This is a genomic window from Neoasaia chiangmaiensis (assembly GCF_002005465.1).
Lineage (GTDB): Bacteria > Pseudomonadota > Alphaproteobacteria > Acetobacterales > Acetobacteraceae > Neoasaia > Neoasaia chiangmaiensis.
The window spans coordinates 1,688,983-1,706,768 of record NZ_CP014691.1; the positions used below are offsets into that span (position 1 = coordinate 1,688,983).

Here is a 17,786-nt window from a genome sequence, read left to right on the forward strand (position 1 = left end):
CGACTGGACTGGCGGTTCCGGACGCGTGGCGTTAAGCGTGCCACACCTGACGAACCGACAAGGACCTTCCATGACCCGCCCTTCCGGCCGTGCCGCCGATGAAAACCGCGCCGTCAGCATCGAACTCGGCTACGCACGCCATGCCGAGGGTTCCGCGCTGATCCGGATGGGCGGGACGGAGGTGCTGTGCACGGCGTCGATCGAGTACCGCGTGCCGCCCTTCCTGCGGGGCAAGGGACAGGGCTGGATCACGGCGGAATATGGCATGCTGCCCCGTGCCACACATGCGCGCGGCAATCGGGAAGCCGCGAAGGGCAGGCAGTCCGGTCGCACGCACGAGATCCAGCGCCTGATCGCCCGGGCGCTGCGTGCTGCTGTCGATCTGAAGGCTTTGGGTGAAATGACGATCACGCTGGATTGCGATGTCCTGAACGCCGATGGCGGCACGCGCTGCGCCTCGATCACCGGCGCATGGGTGGCGCTCGCGGCGGCGCTCGACAAGCAGCAGAAGGCCGGCAAGCTGAAACGATCTCCCTTGATAGCGCAGATTGCGGCGATTTCCTGCGGTCTGACGGCCGCCGGGGCGGTACTGGATCTGGACTACATCGAGGACAGCAGTGCGCAGGCGGACGCCAATTTCGTTCTGACGGCCGAAGGCGGCATCGTCGAAATTCAGGGCACGGCGGAAACCGCCCCCTTCTCCGAGACGGCGTTCACCGAACTGCTGCGTCTGGCGCGATGCGGTACTGCCGCGCTTTTCGTGGCACAACGTCAGGCTCTGGAGGGCCTGTCATGAAGTCCGATCGTCGTCTGGCGCGTGGCGCGCGTATCGTCCTTGCCAGCCATAACAAGGGAAAGCTGGCCGAATTCGCCGCGCTGCTGAAGGAGAGCGGCATCACAGTCGTATCCGCCGCGGACATGAACCTGCCGGAACCCGACGAGACCGCGGACAGTTTCGAAGGCAACGCCGCGATCAAGGCGCTGGCGGCGGCAAGGGCGACCGGCCTGCCGGCACTGGCGGATGATTCCGGCTTCTGCGTTGCCGCGCTGGATGGCCGCCCCGGCGTCTATTCCGCACGATGGGGCGGCCCGGAACGGGATTTCGATGCCGCCATGGCGCGGGTGAATGTCGAGATCGGCACCGACCCCGACCGGCGCGCGGCATTCGTTGCCGTGCTTTGCCTCGCCTGGCCCGATGGCACGACGCATACGGTCGAGGGCCGTTGCGACGGCCACGCCGTCTGGCCGCCGCGCGGTGAGCATGGTCATGGCTACGATCCGATTTTCGTACCGGAAGGCGAGACGCGCTCATTCGCGGAGATGAGCGGCCCGGAGAAAAACGCCATCAGTCATCGTGGCCGGGCGCTGGAGCGGTTCCTTGCGGAGTGTGTCGCCTAGAGCCGTTCCACGTTAATCCGGTTCATATCCTGCTGCTTTGAAGAAATTGGTGCATTCGTCTGGTGTGAAGGCCTGAAGCACGTCTCCGACGGCATTCCAGAGTGCCGTGACGGTTCGTTCCGCCCTGCTGCGCAAAAGGGATTTGAGTTTGGAGAACGCCCTCTCGATCGGATTGAAGTCCGGGCTGTAGGGCGGCAGGAACACCATCGATGCTCCTGCCTGTTCGACGGCCCGACGGGCGCCCGGCATCCGGTGGGCGGGCAGGTTGTCGAGGATGACGATGTCGCCCGGTCGCAGGGCCGGCACGAGCACGCGCTCGACATAGGTCTGGAACACGGCACCGTTCATCGCCCCGTCATGCACAAAGGGTGCTGTCAGGCCCGTGGTGCGCAGCGCCCCGGTGAAGGTCGTCGTTTTCCAGTGCCCGTGAGGCACGCCCGAGCGGCATCGTTCGCCGCGCAAGGCGCGTCCCCGCAGCCTGGCCATCTTCGTCGACAGGCTGGTCTCGTCGATGAAGACCAGCCGCTCCGGGTCGAGATCGGGCTGCGCGTCAAACCAGTCCTCGCGCCGTTTCAGGACGTCGGGACGTTCCTGCTCCAGTGCATGGGCGGTCTTTTTTTGAACGTCCAGCCGCGCTGACGCAGCCACCGGCTGAGCATGCTGCGCCCGATCTCGACCGCATGCGCCTCGTGCAACCGCGCCGCCATCTCCACCCGCGTGATATCCCGGCGTGCTTCAATCAGCCCGAAGATGAAGGCCGCGTGGACATCCAGACGGGAGCCGCGCGGTTTGCCCTGACGGCGCGCCGTCCGCTCGCCCGTCTCGCGCTCTCGCCGCAGCCACCGGATCGCGGTAGCGATCCCGACATTGAACCGCGCCGCAGCCGCCCGGGCCGAAAGGCCGGACGCTCCCGCCGCCAGAACACGCACCCGCAGATCGTCACCATATGCCCAAGACATCGCCCTCTCCCTCAACAGAAAGGGTGAATCACAACCCACGCTCTTCGTCATCCCCCACGATTCATAGTTCAATGGACGCACTCTAAGAAATATTTTTTATACTTCTTCTGTCAAAATACTTACCACTCTCAAAAACTATTAAGCCATCATAAATATGAATGCCACAGAATTTTTCACTGAACGCATTTGGAGGAATATCTTGACCTGTGTGACACGCATGGAGTTCATCAATAAGAGATTTAGTATATTCAATGAATGTATTTTCTCTCAGCAAACCCCCTTCATAGTTTCTCCAATACGATGTATAAACGTCCTCTACGAAATATAAACCATTGTGTGATAAAGTTTTAGAAAATATTTCGAAGTTTTTTATTGTGTCATTCGGCATATGAGATCCATCATCTATTACTATATCAGGACAACCAAATTCTAAGAATAAATTCTCTCTAAAATGCTTGTCATCAATATTACCTTCTCGACAAAAAATTTGATTGCCATTATAGTCAGATTCTGTGATGCACACAATGATTGAAAACCCTCCTAAATATTTCCTCCACATTTCGGCTTGAGCTAAGGAATGATCGCCATCTATTATGAGAAATAATCTACACGGATTATTTTTATATTTGTGAAGGTACCTTTCGTAAATAGAAAAATACTGTGCGTTCTTTTCTATCTCGCCTATGGACACATTCTTAAAGGCTTCATAAAGACTCATTTTATATCCTATTATATTATAGATAGAATTTCTTCAGCTACCATTTTTGGATTCTCAATTACACTGTAGGAATTGAAGCCATTCCTATTCTCGAATTGCTGAGTTCCGGTCGTAGGAAAAAAATATCTACTGTTATTTTTCGCTATTTTATCGACAAGGAGGAAATTGCTATTGAGCAGATCGTTAGGAAGAATGCAAAAAATGTCATTTTCTCGCCCCGAGAAGGCGCTCACATGAAAAGCTGATGACGATGTTCCAATTACAACGCGCCTCTCTCGAAATAATTTTATCTGATCACTAAGAGAAAGAGTTTCTGGAGCCACAATATCTACATTGGCTCGCCTGAAAACATCAATGATCTCATTTTCATTTCCAATTTTTGTAACTCCTCCTCCCATAAGATGCTTACTCAGATAAACGGGGCGGTCAATATTATTTACCGTTGCGCCCTTCACCAATATATCACCGATACTTCGACACATTTGCCCATATACTCTATGAACATAATTTTGCTCTTCAAATGATGGTCGAGGAATTGTGATATGTTTAATTCTTACTGGTCTATCGAAGGTCGCCAGCTTGCTCTGGTTTATACCAACTGCATTCCAAAGTTGCATGCGATAATCAATATCAAACCAATTGCTGATTGGTCCATGACTATGGAAAATTACTGGCGAAGTAATATTTGTATATTCCAAGCACCACAATCTTGCTAATGAAGTAATTATAAAATGACCGAAATGATTTATTACCTGTCCGCCATAAATATAGTGATCCTCTGGCGCATACGGAATGTCATCGATCTTTAGTTCTGTCATTCCATTATCACATACAAGACGTCGATCAGGACCACGACAATACGCCGAAGCATCAATTAACGTACCATTTTTTGAAAAAATTCCCCAATGCCGATCGTGATCCAGATGTACTTTTTCGGCAAAAGGCACAAATATAACATCAAAGTGATCCTCCATTATAGGTAGTGACTGCACAAGATGACTTTTTCCCCATACTGTTTTAATATTACGAAGTATCATCTGATTTTCATTAATCTCTATGTTTAATAAGTTTCATCCCTTGTCATTCATAGACAGAGGGCATCGATCAGTCATGGCTATATCACATTGAGTTTGCTATCCAGTTCATTTAGCAAAAAAAGGGTAAGGCTTCTTTTCTGAGGCGAAAACTCTGCACTTAATCAGGAAGGTCAAGACGACCTTACATAACCAAGGAAAACAGAAGGTTAGATGTTTAAATGAGTTCTCCAAGAAAAATCTGGGCCTCTCTTCGATTACAGATAATTGTAATCAGCGCGCTCATGCTTCGGGAACTTCATACCCGCTTTGGTAGAGAAAACCTCGGATATCTGTGGATTATCGGAGAACCTATTCTATTCTGCGCGGGTGTTGCCATCGCTTGGACTGCCATACGCCCGGCACATGAACATGGATTGCAGACGACAGCAGTTGTTGTGACAGGATATGTACCACTTACAATGTGGCGCCATTGCCTGATGGTCTCAATAAGAGCCTTCGAAGCCAACGGCAGTCTTTTGTTTCACCGTCAGGTCACTCCATTGGATATCATTTTGTCTCGAAGCTTGCTAGAGATAAGCGGAACGCTAATAGCCGGCTTGATAGTGTGTTACGGGGCGATTTTACTTGGCTATATGCTCCCACCTCAAAATTGGGCGCTTTTGTACACAGGACTTATCTATCAATGCTTTTTTTCTTTTGCGACGGCGTTACTTGTCGCCTCTTTAAGCCAACGGTCGGAAATTGTAGAGAAATCAGTAAGTGTATTCTCTTATCTTTCTTTGCCTTTCTCAGGCGCCTTTTCCCTATGCAGTTGGCTTCCAGAACCTGCAAGAAAGTTTCTTCTATGGTCGCCATCCGTAAACAATATCGAAATGATTCGGGGGGGGCAATTTGGAGACACGATACACCCTTATTACAATATGCTATATGATGCATATATAACCTTCTTCCTTGTACTTATTGGCCTTTCCCTTACGTTGAGAGTTCGGAAATTTATAACAATACAGTGATTATTCACTATATTGTTATAACCTTCGATATCAGCAAGGAATGCGTTTGAGAAAAATTTCTTATGCTGGCGCTTTATTGCAGGGAGAACCTTTATAATAACCCTCGATCATTACAGTTGCCCATTGACCAGAGTAGCCATAAACCATGCGACTGACCCGATACCTGCCTGCCCTCTGCCTGATGACGCCCCTCGTCGCGCAGGCACAGATCACCCCGTCTTCCAGCGCGATCAATCTCGCGGGTTTCAACCTGCTGGAAACGCCGCAGGGGCACGCCGTTCTGGAACCATCCACGCAGGGGCGCGGCGGCACCATCGCATCGCCGGCAGGCGTGACGCTGGGCATGGATGCCGTGCGCTCCTCGAACTATCACACCGTGCGCCCGGCCATCGCGCTACAGGAGACGCAGCGTTTTCGTCCGCAGGATGGCGTGACGGTGTATGACGCGGCACTGCATCTGGATCGTCTTCCGCGCAGGGGCCACACGGTAATCGCCGAGATCACCGCCGACGACCAGCCGCGTCTGGAGCTGGCTGTCGAGGGCGATACGGTGATCGTCACGGATGCAATTCCCGGCGCGGCGCCGTTCAGGGCGGTGGGCGGCACGATCTCGCCATCACGCAATGTCGCCTACCGGATCGCGATCCTGCCGAATGGCGGTGTCGGCATCACGGTGAACGGCATCAAGGGGGTGTATGCACTACCGGTTCAGGAAGCGCTGAGCTTCCGCACGGGGCTGATGGTCAGCGACGACATCGGGCATCGTCCCGATATTGCTCAGGTCACCTTCATGCGGCTGACCAATACCCACCGCCCAACCATCGGCGGCACGATCTGATACCTGCGCCTCAGCCGGGGTAGAGTCGGCGCGCGACACGTTCCATCGTCAGACCCTGCACGACGATGGTGAACACGACGACGCCGTAACAGATGGGCAGAAGGAGGGCCCGCAGCTCCCCCGGCGGCAATCCCAACGCAAGTGAGACGGAAATACCGCCACGCAGGCCGCCCCAGGTCAGGACGCCCAGCATACGGCCACGGTCCCAATGCAGGAGATAGCCCGGCAGCGTCGAGAACAGCACGCTCAGGCAGCGTGCGCCCAATGACAAGGGGATGACGATCGCCGTCATCAGCATGGCCGTTCCGTCCGGCGTTACGTCCAGGATCTGCAGGCCGATCAGCAGGAACAACAATACGTTCAGCACCTCGTCGATCAGGTTCCAGGCCGAATCGAGTTCCCCGCGGGAAGCAGGCTCGACCGTCGCGCCATCGTTTCTGGCACCGAAGCACAGGCCCGCCACCACGACGGCGATCGGCCCGGACATGCCGAAGCGATTGGCCATGCTGAAAGTCCCCGTCGCGAGCGCGAGGGAAATCAGGAGATCGATATGCGCGTCGCGCTGGGCACGCAGAAGACGCAGGGCGATCCATCCGGTCACGGCACCCAGCAGGCCGCCGCCGATCGCTTCCCGGCAGAAGGCGACGGCCATGTCCGTCCAGACAAGATCGTGACGATCACCCGTCGCCAGACCGATCGTGACACCGAAGATCACGACGCCGACCCCGTCGTTGAACAGGCTTTCGCCGGCGAAAACAGCCTGTAACGGTCCCGGCAGCCCCAAACGCTTCAACATGCCCACGACCGAGACCGGGTCCGTCGGTGCAAGGATCGCCCCGAGCACGACGCACCAGCTGAACGGGATCGGCCGCTCAAGGAGGGAGCACAGGAGCCAGACCGCCGCCGCCAGAAAAACGACGGAGAGGATGGTGCCCAGAACAGCCAGCGCCGCGACGGAGGCCAGACGGGCGCGCAGATGCGCGAGGTTCACCTGCATCGCGCCGGCGAAAAGCAGGAAACACAGCGCGCCATTCAGCAGCGCCTGCGGCAGGTTGATGAGGCGCAGCGCCGTTCTCGGCCACGCCTGCAAATCGTAGGCGGGAATCAACGGGTTGAGCACCATCACCAGCATCGACAGCAGCAGGGAAAACACCAGCACGCCAATCGTCATCGGCAGGCGGAGCGTGTGATGGTTGGCCATGCTCAACAGGGTGGACAGCGTCAGGAGCACGGCGATCAGGGTAATGGTATCCATGGAACAGATGGCTGGCGGTTCCCCTGACGGACGTCAAGAAAAACACGCCCGCCGCTCATGCAGCCCGGTTCGGCAGCTTCGCCACCCAGTCGGCCACGGAATCTCCGCTGCCGATGTCATTCTGGATCAGTCCGTCGACCATGAATGTCGGGGAGACGTGAACACCGTTCTGCCGCGCGTATTGGCAGTGCCATTTGATGGCGCGATCGAGATCGGGAATGGCGAATGCCGCATGCAACGCGACGCCGCTATATCGTTCGAGCCGGGCGATGATATCGTTCGGCGTGGCGTTCATGTTCGGGCCACCGGCATGATGCTCGAATTCGAACGCCTCGCGATGCGCTCCGATCGCCGCCATGACGCGTTTGGCCGTTTCCCTGCCGCCGTCCAGCGTCGAAGCCGCCAGGATGCAGCGCGTCAGCACGCCGGAGAACATGTGCCATGGTTGCGATTGCAGGCGGATTTTCATCGTGACGCGATCGGCCCCGGCTTCGGCGAGAAAATCGTCGAGCTTGCCGAAAGCGCGGACGGAGAACGGACAGGTCGGCTCCAGAAAAACCTCGAACGTCAGATCGCCGTGTCCCCATACAAGTGGATCCGCACGCCAGTTCGTCTCAGTCATCGCTGGTTCCTTTGCCTGAAACCTATGATACGCTTGGCTTGCCCGCTCCGTTGCCTGACAGGTTCATGTTCCATGTCTGCTGCCGCTCGCGCCCACCCACTTCTCGCACTGCGCAATATTGGCAAGGCGGCGCTGGCGGATTTCAGGATTCTGGGCATCACCACCGTCGAGCAACTGGCGACGCAGGATGCCGACACGCTTTACGTGGCGCTCTGCCGCAAGACCGGCACGCGTCACGATCCGTGCGTGCATGACGTGTTCGCCGCCGCCATCCATCAGGCACGCACGGGCGAGGCGCTGAACTGGTGGCAGTTCACGCCGGCGCGCCGCGACCGTCAACAACGGGGCGATTTCCCCGCTGTCTGACTGATTCAGAACTTTTCGCCGACCATTTCCTCGCTCTTGCGCCAGAGCGCCTCGGCGCGGTCCGGGTCGAGCGCATAAGCCCGCACGCCTTCGTTCATCAGGCCGAGCGGCTGATCGTCCGGCACGATGTGGCTGACATGACAGTTCTCGCAGTAATGCGCACCGACGGCATCGGCATCCGCCACCACGCCGGCCCAGACGGACGTCGCCGCGCCCTGCGGCACGGTCTTGAACTGGAACGGCGGCTGGCCTTCCGCTGCCGCCTGTTCGTTGATCTGCGCCACCATGGCCTCGATCTGGCCCGCCGGCATATGGCGCGCAAGTTCGGTCATGATGCCACCGGGATGCACGGCCGTCGCGCGCACGCCGCGTGCGCGATGGCGCCGGTCGAACGCGACGGCAAAAAGAATATTCGCGGTCTTGGAACGACCATAGGCCACGAACGGCGCATATTCCGTGGTCCTGAAGTCGGGGTCATCGAGATCGACATCGGCGAAGCGATGGCCGGACGATGCGAGGTTCACCAGCCGCGCCCCATCGCGCAGCAGACCGGCAATCCGGTTCACGAGAACGAAATGGCCCAGATGGTTGGTGCCGAACTGCGTCTCGAAACCATCCTTCGTATAACCGAGCGGCGTCGCCATGACACCGGCATTGGCAACGATCAGGTCGAAGGCATCGCCGCGTGCGTTCAGGGCGTCGGCGCAGGCGCGCACGCTGGCGAGATCGGCCAGATCGAGTTCGACCACCTCGAAGCCGCCGCCGCTGTCCTGCGCGGCCTGCCGCACGACGTCCGTGGTCTTATCGGCCTTCGCCAGATCGCGCGCCGTGCCGATGACGTGCGCGCCGCGTGCCGCGAGCGCCCGTGCGGTCTCGATCCCCAGCCCTGCGGAAACCCCCGTCACAAGCACACGCCTGCCCTGGAGAGAGACAGTGCCGAGCACGTCGTCGGTCGTGGATGTCGCGCCGAAAGTTTGTGTCATGATAGGCTCCGAAAGAACGAGGGGCGCGCCGGGGCGTGTCCGAAAATATAAACGGAATGTTGTTCCGCTTATTATGTGCGGAGTGATATTCCGCTTAACAAGAGGGGAGACGTTTGTCCGACGCGAAAAAATCCGCCCGGCGACCACGCCGCGATGGGGCGGAGAACCGCCGGAAACTGATCGAGGCCACGAAAGCGGCGTTTTCAGCGGGGGAGCACGATGTTCGCATGGACGAGATCGCGCGCCGCGCCGGTGTCGGCGTCGGGACACTTTATCGCCATTTCCCTAATCGGGACGCCCTGATCGAGGCTGTCTATCGTGCGGAGGTCGAAAAGCTGGCCGACATGGCCCGGCAGCTGGCCCGGACCCATGCCCCGCTCGATGCCCTACGCGCGTGGATGCTGGTGTTCGTCGACTACGTCGCGGCCAAGCAGCTCATCGCGCCGGCGCTCAACGTGCTGGTCAGTGGATCGTGCACGCTTTACCAGACGACAAGCGACGTGATTACGACGGCCATCGACACGCTGACGGCACGTGCCGTGGCCAGCGGCGATCTGCGGGCCGACGTGGAGCCGATGGACCTGCTGCGCGCGCTTGTCGGCGTCTCGAACGTGGCCGCCGCGCCCGACTGGGCGGCAGGGGCGCGGCGACTGGTGGACATCCTGATCGCCGGTTCGCGGTCAGGCGCGCAACCGTAGCAGCAACCCGCCGAATCCCATGAAGATGGTGCCGGTGACACGGTTGAACAGGCGCTTCATGCCTGGCCCGGAGATGACACGGGCCACCCCCTGCCCACCGATGCCGTATGTCAGGAGCCAGAACATCTCGCTGATCATGAAGGTCGCGATCAGAATGACGAATTGCGGCGCGGATGGCGCGTGACGATTGATGAATTGCGGGAAGAAGGCAGCGGCGAACAGGAGCAGTTTGGGATTGCTGATCCCGATCAGGAAGCCGCCGCGATAAAGCTGGCGAAGAGACAGCCCGGGCGTCGCCAGCGTCTCGCCTGTCGCGGCAGGCGCATCGTGCACGGGCGCGCGCCAGGCCTTGATCCCGAGATAGATGAGATAGGCCGCGCCCGCATAACGGATCACGTCGAACAGGCGCGGCTCGGCAGCCAGAAGCGTACCGACCCCGGCAGCGGAGACCACCAGCGCCAGGAACAGCGCCGTCAGGCAACCGCCCATCGCGGCGAGACTGCGGCGCAGGCCGACATGCACGCTGCGCGACAGGGCATGCAACATGTTCGGCCCCGGCGTGCCCGAAAGAAGAAAGACGGTGACCGCGAACAACCACCACGTATGCAGCGTCATGCCAGTTCCCTTGTCATGTTTGCATGAATGGCAGGGCTGACTATCGCCCGATGCACGGCCCCGCGGCAATTTCCCGTATATTTCCGATGAATTAAATGTTATTCATTTTTCCAGGTCGTCTTTCATTCTGGAAGTGCGACTATTCGGTCTTTTTTCCTTCGCAGTGGCACTTTCCTGAATCACGCCTGTCGTGGATCGTCGCCCAGTCCACCGTGTGGCTTTGCCGCTGCGCGATACCGGACGCTGCCCCCTCAGACGTCGCAGGACTCTCCGCCGTTTTCACGTAGGGGAATCATGAAACAATGCATGCGACACTCCTGCCGTTCATCGTGCTTTGTCCCCTGATCGGGGGCGCTCTCCTTCTTCTTTCCGCCGGTCGAATGCCACGGCTCGCCACGGGTTTCGTCGGTGTCGGCTCCATCGGTCTCGCAGCCTTGCTGGCGGCATGGCAGGCCCGACTTTTCGCTTATCTTCCCGATACGGTCGGCAGCGTGCAGACACCGCTCTGGAGCTGGATGCACGGCGCGGGACTCGATATCCGGATCGGCTTCACGCTCGACGCATTGTCCGTCGTCATGATGCTGGTCGTCACGGGCGTCGGGTTCCTGATCCATCTCTATGCCTATGGCTACATGCGTGACGATCCCGATATCGCGCGCTTCTTCAGCTACATGAACCTGTTCGTCGCCGCCATGCTGGTGCTGGTCTTCGCGAACGACCTGCTGGGGTTGTATGTCGGCTGGGAGGGCGTGGGGGTCTGCTCCTATCTGTTGATCGGTTTCTGGTACAAGGAAGCCGCCAATACCGCAGCGGCGAACAAGGCCTTCGTCGTCACGCGCATCGGCGATGCGATCATGCTGTGCGGCCTGTTGCTGCTGGCCGTCCATGCCGGCACGCTCGATATCGCGACATTGACGCATCCGCAGCCGGGCGTCCTCTCGCCCCATATCGTCACCGTCGCCTCTTTCCTGCTGTTCGGTGGCGCAATCGCCAAATCGGCGCAGGTGCCGTTGCAGACTTGGCTGCCGGACGCCATGGCAGGCCCGACCCCGGTTTCCGCGCTGATTCATGCCGCGACGATGGTGACGGCGGGCGTTTATCTGATCGCCCGGCTGCATCTGCTGTTCGCGATGGCACCACTGGTCATGACGGCCGTCAGTGTCGTGGGCGTCGTCACGCTCCTGCTGGCGGCGGGTGCCGCGCTGGTGCAGACCGACATCAAGCGCATTCTCGCCTATTCCACCATGAGCCAGCTTGGCTACATGTTCCTCGCGCTGGGCAGCGGCGCCTGGGAAGCATCGATCTTCCACCTCGTCACCCATGCTTTCTTCAAGGCCCTGCTCTTCATGACGGCGGGCGCGATCATCCTGCGCCTGCATCATGAGCAGGACATCTTCAGGATGGGCGGGCTGGCACGGAAGATGCCGTGGATTACGGCCGCGTTCGTGGCCGGCTCGGCGGCTCTGGCCGGCCTGCCGGTCATCACGGCCGGATTCTACAGCAAGGAGATGATCCTCCAGAACGCCTGGCATTCTGATCCGCTGCTGTGGGGCGGGGCGCTGCTGGGCGCCTTCATGACCTCGACCTATATCTTCCGCTGCGTGTTCATCGTCTTTCTTGGCGCCCCACGCACCGAGCCCCATGGCCGCACGGGCTGGACGATGGCCGTGCCGCTCGTCTGCCTGACGGTTCTCGCACTGGCGGGCGGCATGATCGACGCCCCCAGCCCGCTGACGCCGGGCCATATGCTCTCGCGTCTCGTCTCGCCGTTCTTCGGCAAGCCGGGCGCGGAGGGCGCGACATGGCTGATGGTCGTCGGCTCGCTGATCCCGCCGATGGGCATCGTGCTCGCGTGGCTGATGTGGCGGTATGGCGATCGCATGCCGGCGATGAACCCGCTGGCGCGGCTGGCCCGCACCGGCTGGGGGTTCGATACGGTCTATGACCGTCTGGTGGTCACGCCGTTCGTGGCGCTCGGCCGCCTCAACATCAATGACATCTTCGATCGTCTCTCCACAGGGGCCGCAGCCGGCGCGGATGCCGGCGGCCATCTGCTGGGGCGGATGCAGAATGGACAAGTCCGCCGCTATGCCAGCTGGATCGCAGCGGGCACGGTAGCGGCCCTTTGCCTGGCGGTGTTCTCATGATGATGCTCCCTGCCCTGGTCATCCTCCCGCTGCTGGGCGGCATCGTCGCCTGGCTCGTCGGACGGAACGCGACCGATTCCCGCCTGCCCTGGTATGTCTCGATCGCCACGCTGGTGATCGAGACCGGGCTCCTGCTGGCCACCACCGTCGCGGCCATGAGCGCGACCGGACCATGGCTCGCGCATTTCTCCATGCCGTGGGTTCCCCTCCTTGGCATCGACGCGCGGCTGGACATGGACGGGCTCAGCCTCGTCCTGCTCTGGCTGTCCCTGATCCTGTCGTTCCTGTGTATCGTCGTCTCGGCCCGCGACCAGCATGAGTCGGGGCTGTTTCAGGCCATGCTGCTGGCCACAATCTCGGGCGTGAACGGCGTTTTCGTCGCCACCGACATGTTCCTGTTCTTCTTCTTCTGGGAACTGATGCTGGTGCCGATGTATGTTCTGATCCTGCAATGGGGTCATGAAGAGCGCCAGCGCGCGGCGATGAAGTTCTTCCTGTTCACGCAGGGTAGCGGACTGTTGATGCTGCTGTCCGTCCTCGGGCTTGTCTGGGTGCATTTCCAGCGCACCGGCGTGCTGACTTTCGATTACTTCGCGCTCGCGAACACGCCCATGTCCGCCACCCTGTCCATGGTGCTGATGCTGGGATTCTTCATTGCCTTTGCCGTGAAGCTGCCGGTCGTGCCGCTGCATATCTGGCTGCCGGACACCCACACGCAGGCGCCGACGGCGGGCAGCGTCCTGCTGGCCGGAATCCTGCTGAAAACCGGTGGCTACGGACTGATCCGCTTCGTCGTCATGCTCTTCCCCACGGCGGCGGCACATTTCACGACATGGGCGCTGGCGCTCGGGGTGGCCGGCATTCTCTACGGCGCCTGGCTGTCCATGGTGCAAACCGACATGAAGCGGCTGGTGGCCTATAGCAGCGTCAGCCACCTCGGCTTCGTGCTGATCGGCGTCTTTTCCGGCACACCGCTGGGCGTCGAAGGCGCGGTGGTGCAGATGGTGGCGCATGGGCTGAGCACGGGCGCGCTGTTCACCATCGTCGGCTCGTTGCAGGACAGGCTGCACACGCGCGACATGCGGCAGATGGGCGGCCTGTGGCCGATGCTGCCACACCTCTCGGCCATGGGACTGATCTTCTCCATCGCCTCTCTCGGCCTGCCGGGCATGGGCAATTTCGTGGGCGAGTTCCTGGTGCTGTTCGCGGTCTGGCATGTCAGCCCGCTGGCGGCGGTGCTCGGCACGGTCGGGCTGGTCCTGTCGGCCGTCTATTCGCTGACGATGATGGGGCGTGCGTTCTTCGGGCCGGAGCGGAAGGATCGTGCCGCCCTGCCGGATTTCGGCTTTCGCCCCATGGTGTTGCTGGGCGTCACGCTCGTCATGCTGATCGCACTCGGCACCTATCCGCAACCCGTTCTGGATCTGGTGACACCCGCGCAGGCGGCAAGCGCCCCCGGCACGGCGCTTCGTCCGATGCGCTAATCACAAGCCGGCCCTGCCGTGTGCAGGGCCGGCTCTTCCGGTCACGCGCCTGCGCGATCAAACGACTGACCTCTTAAATTATTTCTTATGCGTGTTGGTATTGCATCGTCACACTGATGCAGTCGAGACCTGCGCCATCGCAACATTGTCGTAGTATTCCGGCGTATTTTTCATTACCACCTGAAGGTTACAGAATGTAACCGAGCGGTATTACATTTCGTGTTCGATACGTATGTGTTACCTGTTTGCAATGGTCGCTTACAGATTCGACGTTACACATCACACGGCAACTTGACACAAAACGTTCATCAAGTGAATGAACTGTAACCCGTAACGAATACGAGACAGACAACGTGTGACGCACCGGCGCGCCCGACATCCAGGAATTCCGCGTTTATAACGAAAGATTTCTGGAAGCGATACGCTGCAAACTGTTTCAGTGGACATGACAAGCTCGTTGCCTTTGATGCCAGACATTTCTCGTTTGTCATGAGGCGGTTAACGAAAAACATAGTGGATAGATGTTGAAATGAAACACAATATCGCCAGAAATTTTCGGCGAAGCCGAACGTTGCTGCTGACCTTCTCCGCGATGAGCGGCATGACCGTCGTCCCGGCAATGGCACAGACCACGAGCGCGCCGACACATACCGTTCACAAGGCGCATGCGAAGAAAACGCGTGCGACCACCCGCACCACAACCACCACGCCCGTGGCGGCGGCACCGGTCGCGCCGGCAGGCACGGCCGCCAGCCGGAATGCCAGCGTGGTTTCGCAGACCGTGCCGACGGAAGCCGCGCCGGTCCGGTCCGGTTCGGAAAACATCGTGGTGACGGGCACGCTCTTCCGCGATCCGAATGCCACCAGCGCCTCGCCGATCACGCACATCACCTCACGCGATCTGCAGCAGCGCGGCATCAAGACCGTCTCGCAGGCCATGCAGCTTCTGTCATCCAACGGCGCGGGCAACCTCACCAACGCCTGGTCGGCGGGCGGCGGTTTCGCGGCCGGCGGCTCCGCGCCGTCCCTTCGCGGCCTGAGCACGGATTCCACGCTCGTGCTGATGGACGGCCAGCGCAACTCCTACTACCCCCTCGCGGACGACGGCGAACGTAACTTCGTCGATACGAACTGGATTCCGCAATCCATCGTCCAGACGATCGACGTCCAGCAGGACGGCGGTTCCGCGACTTACGGCGCCGACGCGGTGGCGGGTGTCGTCAACATCATCACCCGTAAGGAAATCAAGGGCTTCGAAGGCAACGCCGAAGGCGGCCTCAGCCAGCGCGGCGATTCGGGCCATCAGCGCCTGTATGCCACGTATGGTCATGGCGACCTGAACAACGACGGCTACAACTTCTACGTCAACTCCGAGTATCAGCAGGACGATCCGCTGTATTACCGCCAGCTTCAGGGGCCGTACAACAACGGCGACCTGACCGGCATCGGCGGGACGAACGGCAATTATAATATCCTGCAGGACGGCACGATCCGGAACTTCACCGGCACGCCGACCGCGCTGGTGCGCCCCAGCAATGGCGCAGGCGGCGGCGTCGGCCCATGGCAGGTGCTCAATCCCGCCGGATGCGGTGCGACGGGTGGCGCACTCGTTACAGGCACGCAGACTGCCGGTGACGGTGGCCGCAGCCAGGCCTGCACCATGAACTCGCAGCGTTACGAGCAGGTCGCGCCAGATCAGCGGCGCATCAGCGCCACAGCGCACTTCACGGCCAACGTGACCGAAAATTCGCAGTTGACCGCGATGTTCAACTATTCGCAGAACCGGACCATCGTCACGGGGACGCCTTACGGCACGTATGGCAGCACGTCCTATACCCAGGATTTGCAGGCCAACGTGCAAGGCACGCCGCTGCCGGCCACCTTGCCGAACGGTCAGCTTAACCCGAACGATCCGTTCGCAAGCCAGGGGCAGGCCGCCCAGATCGCCTATCGTTATGGCGACCTGATCCCGACGACGCAGGCGCTGAGCCAGAACTTCCGCGGCTCCGTCGACTATGGTGGGTCCGTGGCTTCCAAATGGGGTTCGGACTGGATTTACGACGTCAATTTCGTTGGCATGAACACGCTGCTCGATCAGCGCATCACGGGCGTGCCGACCATCAACGGCGAAATCAACGCGATCAACAACGGCACGTATAATTTCGTCGATCCGTCGCAGAATTCTCAGGCCGTTCTGAACTCGATCGCGCCGCCGAACGTCATTCATGCCCGCACGCAGGAATATTCCGGGCAGGCAACGCTGAGCAAGGGCCTGTTCCGCCTGCCGGGCGGTATGACGAAGCTCGCGATCGGCGGCAACTGGCGTTATGAGGCGTTGAACGACCCGAGCGCCAACCCGTCTCATCCGGACGATCCGGGCGAGCAGTACACGGGCTACATCAACCCTGTGAACGCGCGCGGTCATCGCTGGGTGGAATCAGGCTTCTTCGAAGTCAACCTGCCGTTCATCAAGATGCTGAATGCCGACGTCTCCGGTCGTTACGATCATTATTCGGAAGGCTTCAGCCACTTCTCGCCGAAGGTCGGCGTGCAGTTCAAGCCGTTCAAGCAGTTGACGCTGCGTGGCACGTTCTCCAACGGCTTCCGCGTGCCGAGCTTCGCGGAAACCGGCGGCTCGAACGTCGGCTACACGTCCTACACCATCACGAACCCGGCCTTCCTGGCGCAGCATCTCAATCCGGACGGCTCGATCGATCCGTATGCGCAGGCCTATCGTATCGGCAACAACACGGCCGGCAACCCGAACCTGCGCCCGGAAACCTCGACCAACTTCACGGGCGGCCCGATCTTCCGTCCCACGAACTGGCTGACGCTGAGCGCGGAATACTACTTCATCCGCAAGAACCACTACATCGCGCCGAACCCGATCGGTGTGCAGACGGTGGCGGATGCGTGGGTCGCGAATGGCAATGCAGGCCTGCCGCCGAACGTGACGGTCACGCCGGGCATCCCCGACCCGCAAAATCCGGGTGGATCGCTGCGCCCGGGTATCATCAACCTCGGCTACATCAACACGAACAAGATCTCCACGGATGGTGTCGATCTGTCGTTCGAGGCGCATTCCCGCCTGCCGGGCGCGCTGCATGATGTCCTGTGGTTCAGCAAGGGCACGGCTACCTATGTCCGCAGCCTGAACCTGACCCTGCCGGACGGCGAAGTGCAACATTACGCCGGCACGCTTGGCCCGTATGGCGCGGTGTCTGGCTCAGGAACGCCGCGCTGGCGCGCCAACTGGCAGAACAGCTTCACCTACAAGAAGCTGACCCTCACGCCGACCGTCTACTACACCAGCGGCTACAAGAACGTGGCCGAAGACCAGACGGGCGCGGACAGCCGCTTCGGCTGCGGTGACAACGTGCTGACCTCGAGCTCCTTCGTGCCGACGCGTTGCCACACCAAGTCGTTCTGGGACGTGGACCTGACCGTGAACTACAAGTTCAGCAAGCGCTGGTCCGCCTATGCCAACGTCTACAACCTGCTCGGCTTCCGCGCACCGTACGACTTCGGCACCTATGGCGGTTATCTCTACAACTCGTCCTGGGCACAGAACGGCGTGGTCCTGCGTTCCTTCCAGTTCGGCATGAACGTCACGCTCTGATCGACATCGTATGACCGGATGGGGCGTCCCTGCGCCG

The 17,786-nt window shown here is 59.7% G+C and carries 16 protein-coding genes; 9 read left to right on the plus strand and 7 right to left on the minus strand.

All coding sequences use genetic code 11. The features are described 5' to 3' along the window. Positions 1-70: 70 nt before the first annotated feature. A complete protein-coding gene (gene rph, locus A0U93_RS07930; protein WP_077806866.1) occupies positions 71-796 on the plus strand; it encodes a ribonuclease PH in 726 nt (241 codons plus the stop codon). Next, positions 793-1,398, plus strand: coding sequence for an RdgB/HAM1 family non-canonical purine NTP pyrophosphatase (rdgB, locus tag A0U93_RS07935; protein WP_077806867.1), 606 nt, complete (start codon positions 793-795; stop codon positions 1,396-1,398). Before rph ends, rdgB begins: the two co-directional genes overlap by 4 nt. A 12-nt stretch (positions 1,399-1,410) precedes the next feature. Here the strand turns inward: rdgB and A0U93_RS07940 are convergent. The 3 genes from A0U93_RS07940 to A0U93_RS07945 all read right to left on the minus strand — a co-directional run bounded on the left by A0U93_RS07940 (position 1,411) and on the right by A0U93_RS07945 (position 4,112). Further along, a protein-coding gene (locus A0U93_RS07940; RefSeq protein ID WP_147151276.1) for an IS630 family transposase occupies positions 1,411-2,357 on the minus strand; the annotation gives its coding sequence in 2 pieces (ribosomal slippage) (positions 1,411-2,018 and positions 2,018-2,357; 948 coding nt in all). Between the two features lie 82 nt (positions 2,358-2,439). Beyond that, the gene (locus tag A0U93_RS16165; protein ID WP_147151012.1) at positions 2,440-3,075 is read right to left on the minus strand and encodes a hypothetical protein; all 636 of its coding nucleotides are present in this window, start codon (positions 3,073-3,075) and stop codon (positions 2,440-2,442) included. A gap of 11 nt (positions 3,076-3,086) precedes the next feature. Next, on the minus strand, positions 3,087-4,112 hold the full coding sequence (locus tag A0U93_RS07945; RefSeq protein WP_077806868.1) for a glycosyltransferase family 61 protein: 1,026 nt from the start codon (positions 4,110-4,112) through the stop codon (positions 3,087-3,089). 218 nt (positions 4,113-4,330) lie between these two features. On the opposite strand from A0U93_RS07945, the gene A0U93_RS07950 reads away from it, so the two are divergent. Both A0U93_RS07950 and A0U93_RS07955 read left to right on the plus strand, forming a co-directional pair. Further along, a complete protein-coding gene (locus A0U93_RS07950; protein WP_077806869.1) occupies positions 4,331-5,122 on the plus strand; it encodes an ABC transporter permease in 792 nt (263 codons plus the stop codon). 145 nt (positions 5,123-5,267) lie between these two features. Then, the gene (locus A0U93_RS07955) at positions 5,268-5,960 is read left to right on the plus strand and encodes a hypothetical protein (protein ID WP_147151015.1); all 693 of its coding nucleotides are present in this window, start codon (positions 5,268-5,270) and stop codon (positions 5,958-5,960) included. Between the two features lie 10 nt (positions 5,961-5,970). Here the strand turns inward: A0U93_RS07955 and A0U93_RS07960 are convergent, their stop codons facing one another. Further along, positions 5,971-7,215: a cation:proton antiporter gene (locus A0U93_RS07960; RefSeq protein ID WP_077806872.1), complete on the minus strand. Its 1,245-nt coding sequence runs from the start codon at positions 7,213-7,215 to the stop codon at positions 5,971-5,973. Between the two features lie 55 nt (positions 7,216-7,270). Then, positions 7,271-7,837 (minus strand): DsbA family protein, encoded by a 567-nt coding sequence (locus tag A0U93_RS07965; RefSeq protein ID WP_077806873.1) that lies wholly within the window; start codon positions 7,835-7,837, stop codon positions 7,271-7,273. A 72-nt stretch (positions 7,838-7,909) separates the two neighbouring features. Here A0U93_RS07965 and A0U93_RS07970 point away from each other — a divergent pair, with 72 nt between their 5' ends. Beyond that, entirely contained in the window at positions 7,910-8,203 is a 294-nt protein-coding gene (locus tag A0U93_RS07970; RefSeq protein ID WP_077806874.1) for a helix-hairpin-helix domain-containing protein, read from the plus strand. A gap of 5 nt (positions 8,204-8,208) precedes the next feature. Here the strand turns inward: A0U93_RS07970 and A0U93_RS07975 are convergent, their stop codons facing one another. After that, positions 8,209-9,186 carry an SDR family NAD(P)-dependent oxidoreductase gene (locus A0U93_RS07975; RefSeq protein WP_077806875.1) on the minus strand — a complete coding sequence of 326 codons (978 nt, stop codon included), beginning with the start codon at positions 9,184-9,186 and terminating at the stop codon, positions 8,209-8,211. A 113-nt stretch (positions 9,187-9,299) separates the two neighbouring features. Here A0U93_RS07975 and A0U93_RS07980 point away from each other — a divergent pair, with 113 nt between their 5' ends. After that, positions 9,300-9,884 carry a TetR/AcrR family transcriptional regulator gene (locus A0U93_RS07980; RefSeq protein ID WP_077806876.1) on the plus strand — a complete coding sequence of 195 codons (585 nt, stop codon included), beginning with the start codon at positions 9,300-9,302 and terminating at the stop codon, positions 9,882-9,884. Here the strand turns inward: A0U93_RS07980 and A0U93_RS07985 are convergent. Then, positions 9,867-10,499 carry a LysE family translocator gene (locus tag A0U93_RS07985; RefSeq protein WP_077806877.1) on the minus strand — a complete coding sequence of 211 codons (633 nt, stop codon included), beginning with the start codon at positions 10,497-10,499 and terminating at the stop codon, positions 9,867-9,869. The two genes, A0U93_RS07980 and A0U93_RS07985, sit on opposite strands and share 18 nt — an antisense overlap. A 302-nt stretch (positions 10,500-10,801) precedes the next feature. Here A0U93_RS07985 and nuoL point away from each other — a divergent pair, with 302 nt between their 5' ends. The 3 genes from nuoL to A0U93_RS08000 all read left to right on the plus strand — a co-directional run bounded on the left by nuoL (position 10,802) and on the right by A0U93_RS08000 (position 17,749). Beyond that, entirely contained in the window at positions 10,802-12,646 is a 1,845-nt protein-coding gene (gene nuoL / locus A0U93_RS07990) for an NADH-quinone oxidoreductase subunit L (protein ID WP_077806878.1), read from the plus strand. After that, positions 12,643-14,130: a complex I subunit 4 family protein gene (locus tag A0U93_RS07995; protein ID WP_147151016.1), complete on the plus strand. Its 1,488-nt coding sequence runs from the start codon at positions 12,643-12,645 to the stop codon at positions 14,128-14,130. The genes nuoL and A0U93_RS07995 overlap by 4 nt, the downstream gene beginning before the upstream one ends. A gap of 529 nt (positions 14,131-14,659) precedes the next feature. After that, positions 14,660-17,749 (plus strand): TonB-dependent receptor plug domain-containing protein, encoded by a 3,090-nt coding sequence (locus A0U93_RS08000; protein WP_245825158.1) that lies wholly within the window; start codon positions 14,660-14,662, stop codon positions 17,747-17,749. The last annotated feature ends 37 nt before the right edge of the window (positions 17,750-17,786 follow it).